The 8,659-nt window shown below is 67.1% G+C and carries 7 protein-coding genes and 3 pseudogenes; 6 read left to right on the top strand and 4 right to left on the bottom strand.

The genetic code is table 11. The features are described from left to right. The 4 genes and pseudogenes from CYU59_RS24905 to CYU59_RS24885 form a co-directional block, all read left to right on the top strand. Positions 1 to 229: oxidoreductase C-terminal domain-containing protein (locus tag CYU59_RS24905; protein WP_293003925.1), on the top strand; the 229-nt coding region annotated here is incomplete at its 5' end. 247 nt (positions 230 to 476) lie between these two features. Beyond that, positions 477 to 632 (top strand): annotated as a pseudogene (locus tag CYU59_RS24900) (ISL3 family transposase); the annotation flags it as partial. After that, positions 583 to 1,638, top strand: a pseudogene (locus tag CYU59_RS29095) (ISL3 family transposase); the annotation flags it as partial. The pseudogenes CYU59_RS24900 and CYU59_RS29095, both read left to right, overlap by 50 nt. 55 nt (positions 1,639 to 1,693) lie before the next feature. Then, a complete protein-coding gene (locus tag CYU59_RS24885; RefSeq protein WP_293003921.1) occupies positions 1,694 to 2,572 on the top strand; it encodes a hypothetical protein in 879 nt (292 codons plus the stop codon). A 597-nt stretch (positions 2,573 to 3,169) separates the two neighbouring features. On the opposite strand, the gene CYU59_RS24880 is transcribed toward CYU59_RS24885, so the two are convergent. The 4 genes from CYU59_RS24880 to CYU59_RS24865 are packed head-to-tail and all read right to left on the bottom strand — an operon-like array spanning position 3,170 to position 8,016. After that, positions 3,170 to 4,171, bottom strand: coding sequence for an ERCC4 domain-containing protein (locus tag CYU59_RS24880; protein WP_293003919.1), 1,002 nt, complete (start codon positions 4,169 to 4,171; stop codon positions 3,170 to 3,172). A 4-nt stretch (positions 4,172 to 4,175) separates the two neighbouring features. Then, positions 4,176 to 4,598: a DUF6262 family protein gene (locus CYU59_RS24875; RefSeq protein ID WP_293003917.1), complete on the bottom strand. Its 423-nt coding sequence runs from the start codon at positions 4,596 to 4,598 to the stop codon at positions 4,176 to 4,178. Then, positions 4,595 to 6,787: a tyrosine-type recombinase/integrase gene (locus CYU59_RS24870; protein WP_293003915.1), complete on the bottom strand. Its 2,193-nt coding sequence runs from the start codon at positions 6,785 to 6,787 to the stop codon at positions 4,595 to 4,597. The genes CYU59_RS24875 and CYU59_RS24870 overlap by 4 nt, the downstream gene beginning before the upstream one ends. Further along, entirely contained in the window at positions 6,784 to 8,016 is a 1,233-nt protein-coding gene (locus CYU59_RS24865) for a tyrosine-type recombinase/integrase (RefSeq protein WP_293003913.1), read from the bottom strand. Before CYU59_RS24865 ends, CYU59_RS24870 begins: the two co-directional genes overlap by 4 nt. Positions 8,017 to 8,138: 122 nt before the next feature. Here CYU59_RS24865 and CYU59_RS24860 point away from each other — a divergent pair. Then, positions 8,139 to 8,384, top strand: a pseudogene (locus tag CYU59_RS24860) (ATP-binding protein); the annotation flags it as partial. A gap of 35 nt (positions 8,385 to 8,419) precedes the next feature. After that, positions 8,420 to 8,659 (top strand): transposase (locus CYU59_RS24855; protein ID WP_293003911.1); only part of this gene is annotated, 240 nt, incomplete at its 3' end.

The following is an 8,659-nucleotide window of genomic DNA, read 5'->3' as shown; positions in this document are numbered from 1 at the left end:
CCAGTACGACCTCAAACTCCAGATTGCCGGTCTCAACACCGGATACGACGAAGTGGTCTTCAGCGGCGACCCGTCGCGAGACCGTGAATTCAGCTGCTTCTACTTCCGCGATCGTGAACTCATTGCCGCCGACTGCGTCAACCGCCCTCGCGATTTCATGTCCAGCAAGCGGGCGATCACTCAGCAGTTTCGGGTTGACCGCTCAGACCTGCTCACCGGCTCGATCTGACAGCCGGCGACGCCAAAACCATGCGCTCGAACCCGGCACATTCTGGCGTCGGCTCAGATGTAAAGGGGCTCTTCGGAAATGAGCGTGCAGCGGTGGTTGGCGGATATCCGCGGCTTGGGTCGTGTCGTTGAGCTGAGGTGGGGCCTCGGCGGGTGACGATGCGGGTTCCTACACACGCACGACCCCGCCGAGGTGACCCTTGTCGAAGGCTACTGCCTGCCCGCCCTCTGTTGTCGCCGACACGATCATGCGCACCATCGAGTTGGGCGTGACCATCACCGACGCTGCGGTCGATGAGAAGGTGACGACGATTTTCTGCGCCCCGCTTGTTCGCGATCCGCGATGCCCGGATTGTGGGCGCCAGGGCCGTTACCGCGACACCGTGGTCCGGCCGTTGGCCGATCTGCCGGTCGCCGGCTACCCGCTGGTGCTGCGGGTCGCGATACCTCGGTATCGGTGCGTCACGCCCAACTGTGGGCGGGTGGTGTTCAATCAGGACCTCGGGAAGCTGGCTGCACCGCGATCAGCCACGACGCGTCGGTGCCCGGTATGTGTTGCGGCGGTTGATGATCGACCGCACCACGGTCTCGGCGATCGCCGTCGAGCTTGGCGTCTCCTGGCACACCGTGAACACAATCGCTATGGGCGCCACCGCCGCATTGGTGGCCGCTGCGGGCCTCGACCGGCTGGCCGGAGTGAGGATCATTGGCATCGACGAGCACCGCTGGGCGCCACGACGCCACGGAACCGACGGATTCGTCCTTACGGTCATCATCGACCTGACACCGGTGCATGACCGCAGTGGTCCTGCACGATTGCTCGACGTGGTCGCGGGACGATCAGCGACCGCGCTGGCCAGCTGGCTGAGTGCTCAAACCGCAGACTTCGCTCAGACGGTGCAGGTCATCGCGATGGACGGGTTCGCCGGCTACAAAACCGCAGCAGCCCAGGTGATCCCGGATGCGGTCACGGTGATGGATCCCTTCCACGTCGTCGCGCTGGCCGGGGTCAAGCTCGACTTGATCCGCCAACGCATCCAACAGCAGACCCTGGGGCGGCGCGGCCATACCGGAGATCCGCTCTACGGCATCCGCCGCATCGCCCGAACCCGCATCCAGCTGCTCTCGACCCGGCAGCACGAACGGTTGACCACCACGCTCGACACCGAGGAACACCTCGCCGTCAAAGTCGCCTATGTGATCTACCAGAAGATCATCGCCGCCTACGCCGATGCCAACCGCCATCGCGGCAAGAACGCCATGACCCGGCTGATCGAATCGATCCGCCGCGGGGTTCCCGCCGGACTGGAGGAGATCGCCCAACTCGGCCGCACGCTATGGCGCCACCGCGTCGACATCCTTGCCTTCTTCGACCACCACGCCTCCAACGGACCCACCGAAGCCATCAACGGACGGCTAGAAGCTTTGCGCCGCAACGCCCTCGGATTCCGCAACCTCACCCCTAGTGCCCACCGCACGGCCAGACGCCCCGGGCGGTCAATACGCAGCCGACACGGTCGAGACAACCGCCACGACCGACGCCGAAGGCGCCGACAGCGGGCTGGTGTTGCTGCCCTCGGCCGGTGCGGTCGAGTTCGACACCGTCATCGCCGCCAGCGGCCTCCTGGCGGTCATCCCCTCGGTGCAGCGGATCAGCCTGGGCCCCAACCGCGCTGGCCAACGCGCGCACGTTTGGGTCGACGAGTACACCGTCCATGTCCTCATCGACGGTGCGCTGGTCAAGACGGTGCCCTCCAACCTGAGCGCTGAAGACCTCCGCATCCTGAGCATGCGCGGCGCGCGCCCGGCCGGAGCGCCGCCAGCCACAGCATCGGTGACCCGCGCCGGCAGCCTCCCGGCGGCGACCGTGATCGAAGTTGATCGCTTCGTCGATATCAACGGCAACGCCGAGCTGGCCAAGCATCGCCTGAAAATCGGCGCCGAACTCGCCCGACGCAAAGTCACGCTTCGCCTCGACGGACACCTCATCCACGTCGTCTACAACGACCTACTCGCCAAGACGCTGCCCTCACCTATCCCGGCCGATCAGTACACCAAAATCCGCGGCGCCCGGATCGCCGCCAGTCAATCGCCGCCCCCCGCACCCGGCCCGATCAGCGTCCAACGCAAGGTCCCTCGAGACGGCGTCGTCATGGTCGCGCGCCAACGCCTGCGCGTCGGACACACCTACACCGGCAAGATCGTCACCATCCACGTCGAGGACACCCACTTTCGCGTCACCTGCGACGGCGCCCAGCTGTCCATCCACCCGCGCACCACCGATCTCCCAATCCGCCGCTGGAAAGCCAAGATTCACGCTCCGCGCCCAAATCCGCCCATGTAAAGGATGTCGTGAGACTGTAAACCATGTCCTGCGACAAAGGAGTTAAGCACGTCCTGAGACCTCACAGGACAGTGACCGTCTCAACGGTCTTACGCCGCCCCGCACCGGCGACCCGCACGCACACCTTGGCGTCCTTTTTCGAGATATCCAGCCCGGCGCAACGGACATGCACGACTTCCATGACGGTTGACTCCCTTCCTGCTCACACTTATTGCGTGTCCGTCGTGGGGAGGGCAGGGAGATTGGAAAGTCTGACGCTCGGGCTCGATGGCACCAATCCACGGTTCCCGTGGAAGCCCTCCGCCACCATGCTGAATTACAGGCTCACAGGCACCACAGAGCGAATCGGGGTCAACCACAACGAACTCGCCAGTATCGATCCCCGCCAGTGCCGATGGCAACCGCAACCAGCGGCTCATCTTCGCCCGCCCACGGTGCGCCTCGACGAGGCGCCGAAACGCTGAATTACGAAGAGCCGGAAAACGGCCGCACGGCATAACGATCGTCGGCATAAGATTGCTTATGCCGACGTCTTATCCGGGGTTGAAAGCTTTGAGCTTGCTGTTTGTGCAGATAGACCGTTTGCGGACGCCTCCGTCAAAGAACCGTTCGTCGTTCTTCGTTGGCGGTGCGCCAGGCGTCCCAGATGTCGGGTCGGAGTTTGCCGCGGTCGGGGACGGTCAGGCCTGCGGCGCGGGCCCAGGCCCGGACTTCGGCGGTGGAGGGTTCCAGCGGCGCCGGCGCCTGGTCGAGTTCGGTCGTCGCGCCGGCGACGCCCAGCGGGGTGAGCTTGGCGATGGCGGCGTGCTCGGTTTCGGCCCAGGCGTGGGCGGCGGCGAGGAACCGATAGGTCCATTCCTCGGCGAGTTGGCGGGTTTCGCAGAAGACGATCGGGACGTTGGCCCAACGGATCTGGAGTTCGGCGAGGCCGTCGGCGACCAAGGCCGGCCGGATCCGGTCGAGCTTAAATACCTGCGAGTAGCGGTCCTCGACCACGACCGCGGCGCGGGGCAGTGCCGCCAGTTCGGCGATCGCGTAGCGGAGCTTGCCGCCGGTCAGGCTGGCCACCAGGTCGACCAGGGATTTACGTTCGACCGACGCCACCAACCGCTGGTCGAGGATGACGCCGTAGTCGCCGCACGGCAAGGTCCGCTTCACGATCCGGACGTGTTGACCGCCGAAACGGTAGGCGTACTGCTCGTGGGAGTCGACGACGATCTCGAGCTCGGCGATCCCGGCGGCCCGAGCGGTGGGGGTGCGCACGTTCGGGCGGGCCTGTTTGCGGGTGCGTGGGGACTGCCAGAACACCATGTCGCGGCCCCGGGCCTTGGTGAACACGATCTGGGAGCGGTTCTCCCGCCCCCGGTCGAGGATGACGTCGATGGCGGCGCCGCGCCGCACGCAGGACCGCAGGCGTGCGCGTTCCACTATGTCGGGGTCGGAGGGCCATTCGTCGACTGAAACTGGGTAGCAGAAAAGGGCTTTCGTGCGCGGCCAGGTCCCCGCGGTGCGGAACACCATCCCGTCGGCCAGCGGCAGCCGCAACAGGTAGGGCAGCGTGGAATCCGGGTCGGGGTTCCGGGCGATCAGCAACTCCACCGGTTCAGACTTCCGCTCGATTCACGGCTGCGGGCTCGCGGCCGAGCCGCCGTCGGAGTTCGAGGTTCTCGCCGTGGGCGGCTTCGAGGGCCTGCCGCAGCGTGCTGACTTCCTCGCGGTGGCGGCGTTTGAGCTCGGCGAGCTGGGCGGTGAGCGTGCGCACCACGCTGCTGGGCTGGTCGGCGCGGTCCGGCTGGACCGGTGACGTCCGGCGCTGCTGGTTGCGGAGTTGTTCGACTCGCTGCCGGATCTCGGTGTTGCGGTAGAGGAAGTCCAGCGACACCCCGGCGGACTGGGCCAGGCCGCGGAAGGTGATCGGCTCGCCGCGGCGGACCATGTCGCGGATGCCTTGCTCGGCCCGGGCCGTGGCGGCAGCGGTCTTCGCGGCGGCGGCGCGGCGGAGGTTGTCGGGGTTGCCTCGGCTCACGATCCCTTCCGCTCCGAATCGTGTTTTCGGTCACGGGTTATGGCGTCGGTGCGGGCCTCGACGCCGGCGCCTCGGACGGCCTGGACGGTGCCGTCCGCAGCCAGCCGGGTCTCTTCGAGCTCAAGGATGATCCGGCCGAGAGCGTCCTGTTCCTGGCGGCGCCCGGCCAGCCAAATGTTGTCGTCGCTCATCTCCTGTCCGGTGCGGGTCCGGAACGCCTGGCGGCGCTCCTCGACGAGTTGACTGGTGCGGGTCTGCTGGATCTTCAGTTCGGGCAGGAAGGTGGCGTCGGTGGCAAACTTGTCGCAGGTCAGGCAGGCGTTGCCCTTGCCGCAGACCTGACGGGGAGGCAGCAGGCAGTACCCGTTGGGCAGGATCCGGTCGGTGCGCCTGTCCAATTCGAGCATGTCGTAGAGGTCGCGGGGATCGACCTCGATCTCGCGCCCATCGGCGGTGATCTTGCGGAAGCGCAGGAACTCGGCCTCGGCGGTGGACTGCAGGGTCTGCGCGTAGGTCATGCTCATCGTCGGCGTGAGATGCCCGAGGTAACGCTGCAACACATGCAACGGGACGCCGCTGTTCAGCAAGCCGGTGGCCACTGTGTGGCGGAATCGGTGGGTGCGGTTGAAGTCGACCAGGGCGCCCGTGCTGTCACGTACGTCCAGCCGGACGGCCAGATCGGTGAGCAGATTCCGCAGGGTGTTGCCGGAGTAGGGCCGGTCGCCGTTGCGGTTCATCTGCGCCGCAAGGAACAGGTACTTCGGGGTCCTGTCGGGTGCGCCGTGTTTGGCGAAGAACCGCTGCGCCCATTGTTGCTGCTCGCGGATGATCGCGACGACCTCGGCGTGCACGAGGATGGTGTCCGGCGCGCCGTCGATCTTCGTCTGCTGGTAGCGCAGCTTGGCGACCAGTGCCTGGTCGTTGCCGTCTGCTGCGGGCTCGCCCGGCGAGGACGGGGCGCTCGGCGACAACGGCAGCAGTGGGTCGCGGTCGAGCAGGCAGATCTCGCTGACACGCCGGCCCAGCAACGCGACCAGGATGGTGATCCGCATGGCCTGCTCGTCACCGAACCCGCCGTCGGCGACCGCGGCGCCCAGCAGATCCAGCCCGCCCATGATCCGGGTCATGGCGTCGTCGTCGATGACCTGCCCGTCGAGTCGGGGCCGCGGCTTGCCGGGCAGCTCACCACGCCGGTAGAAGCCGGCGTGCTCGGGTCCCAGTCGCAGCCAGCCCGGTTCGGCCAGCGCCGCGGCGGCCGCGTCTTTGTTGTCGGACATGAACAGGTAGAACTGCTCGACATCGCTGGCCAGGCGCTGCACCGACGCCGGCGACAACCGCTGGCCGGTGCGGCGTCCACGGGTCACCGGACGGGCGCGGAGATGACCGAGGAAATCCAGCATGAGCGCGCGCATCCCGGCCGGGTGATCGGCCAACCACGGCCCGTCGACCCCGCGACCGGCCAAGAACCCGTCGAACTCGTTCACCGCCACGATCCGGCGGTGCACCGTCGACCAGGTCAACGCCCCGGTGTCCAGGCCGACCTTGCAGTGCCACTGCAGGCCGCGCCGCAGCCACCGGGTGCCGATCCGGTCGAACCGCACCGAGTACCGGCCCATCGGCTCGTGATCACGCAACGGAATCCGGTTGTCCTCCACCGGGTTCCACTGGTCCCGCTGCCACCACGGGCCGGTGTCGGCGGCGGTGACGAGCAGACGCATCATCCGCGTCAGCAACCGGCGGATGTTGGTCATCGTGGCAGCCGGTGGCAGCCGTCCGCTGCGGCGGTGCACCACACGCTGGATCTGTTGGCACCACTGCGGGACGGACAGTCCGAGCAGGGAGGTCGGCGCCCGCCCGCCACGAGCGGCGATCACCTCACCGAGCCGGCGGACCAGCATGCTCAACCCCGGTGTCGGGATCTTCCCGCCCAACTCGATGATGCGGAACACACACCACGCCACCTCCCGGCGCATCGGCTCCGGCAACGGCGACAGATCCACCCCGGCCCGCCAGGTCCCGTCGTGGCAGAACGCTCCCGCGTACTGCGGTGGGACACTCGACTCGGCGAAGCACGACAGCCGCATCGGTTCCGGCACACCCGCCCACAAGTCCTCCAGCGCCTGCGGGTCGCAGCGGCCGCGGGCCGCTTCCACCCAGTCGATCGTGGCCGCCTCGCGTCCGCCGGTCACGAGCCCGACCCGATCCGCTCATCGCGATCCGCGCCGATTCGCCAGCCGGCGGTGAACCCCTGCCAGTCGGCGACCGCCCGCATCTCTGCGTCCTCGGTCACGTGCGCGCACGTGCTCAGCGTGGTCTGCACGTCGACATGGCCCAATCGTCGACTCACCACATGCACAGGCACCCCCGACAGCAACAGCGCTGTGGTGTGCGAGTGTCGCATCCAGTGCGGGGTCCAGTCCGGTGGCACCTGCCCGCACAGTTGCCGGCGCAGCCGGTCCACCAGGTCGTAGACGGACTCCGGTCGCCACGGCGCGAACCGCGGCTCCCGGTCGAGGTTGACGAACACGCAGGTGGCGTCGAAGTCGTCGGTGGCCAGGTCGGCACCGGCCTCGCACAACTGCCACACGTACTCGCCGTAGAGGCGGTCCAACTGGTCGGAGACATACACGCGTCGGTAGCCGCTCTTGGCCCGCACCCCGTGCGGATGCTCTCGGTGCACGACCTCGATGAACGGGGTGTCGCCGCACCCGGTGTGCCAATCGCGATGCTGCAACCCCAGGGCCTCGCCCAGCCGAACGCCCGTCTCCGCCAACAACATCCACAGCAATCTGTTACGGACCGATCCGCGCCACCGCCGCGTGTCGGTGTCCCAGCTCGCGCACGCCTCATAGATCAGCTCGATCTGCACCGGTGTCAAGATCGGTGGCGCCGCGCGGCGCCGGTGGCGCACCCGGATCACCGCCTGCCGACGGCCCTTGCGGCGGGCGACGTGTTCCAGCAGCGGCTTGTACCGACCGCCGCCACGATGGGTAATCCGATGCAGGTCTCGGCCCACGTCCACGCCGTTGAGCACGTGGTAGTCGTAGCAGGAGATCACCGCGCCCAGCCGCGCACCGATCGTCGACTCGGCAAACCGGGCCCGACGGCGCTCGATCGACGCGACCTCCGGCCCGTCCCCGGTGCGCAACCAGGTCAGGAACGCCCCGAAGTTCTCCAATGTCACCGCATCCCAGTCCAGCCCGAACAGCTCCAGGAACTGCCACCACAACGCCAACGCCCGCGCGTAGGACTTCACCGTGTTCGGCGACACCTGCTGAGCCCGTAGATATTCCAGGTACTCCTCGGCCGGTCGGACCACATGGTGGCCCGCGTCCAGCACGGTCCATGTGCGTGCACCCGAGGGAAGAGTCAAACCCTGTGCCCGGCAGGATCCCGTCCCCACGGTTGCGGTCGTCACACCCCGCACCGTAACGACCCCAGATAATTCCTCTGCGAACGACACGCCGACCCCGAAAAGATCGGTTGTCATCCGTCACGGACGGTGGTCCCGCGACCCCGGATAAGACGTCGGGATAAAGCGACGAAATCGGCTTCGCACCGCTCGATGACACCGGCACCCAATCGTTGTTCCGACTCGCGGACGCCGGCTACGAGCGCCGCTCATTGGCCGTCGCCTCACACTGGCCATTCGAACAATTGGGCAGATTCCTACCCGAGCACACCACCGCCGCCAGCATTCTCGACCGCCTACTGCACCACGCCAGCATCGTCCCCACCAACGGAACGCAAAACGGGACTGTGGAATTAACGGTGTTTCCGGCCTGACACGCTGAGCGATGCTCGGCGAGGAAGGTGCCGTGATGACGACACTGGATGATGTGGCGAAGAGGAAGGCAGCTGAGCAGTCCGCTGAGCAGCGGGCTGCGGTCGAGCTGGTGCGGTTGGCCCAGGAACAGGGCCTGTCGCTGACCGGGCCCGATGGGCTGCTCAAGCAGCTGACCAAGACGGTGCTCGAGACCGCTCTCAATGAGGAGATGACCGAGCACCTGGGTTATGAGAAGCATGACCCGGCCGGTGTGGGAACGGGCAATATCCGCAAC

Source organism: Mycobacterium sp. (assembly GCF_002863225.1).
Lineage (GTDB): Bacteria > Actinomycetota > Actinomycetes > Mycobacteriales > Mycobacteriaceae > Mycobacterium.
Note: the sequence above shows the minus strand (reverse complement) of the source record. Positions and strands in the feature narration are given on the sequence as shown.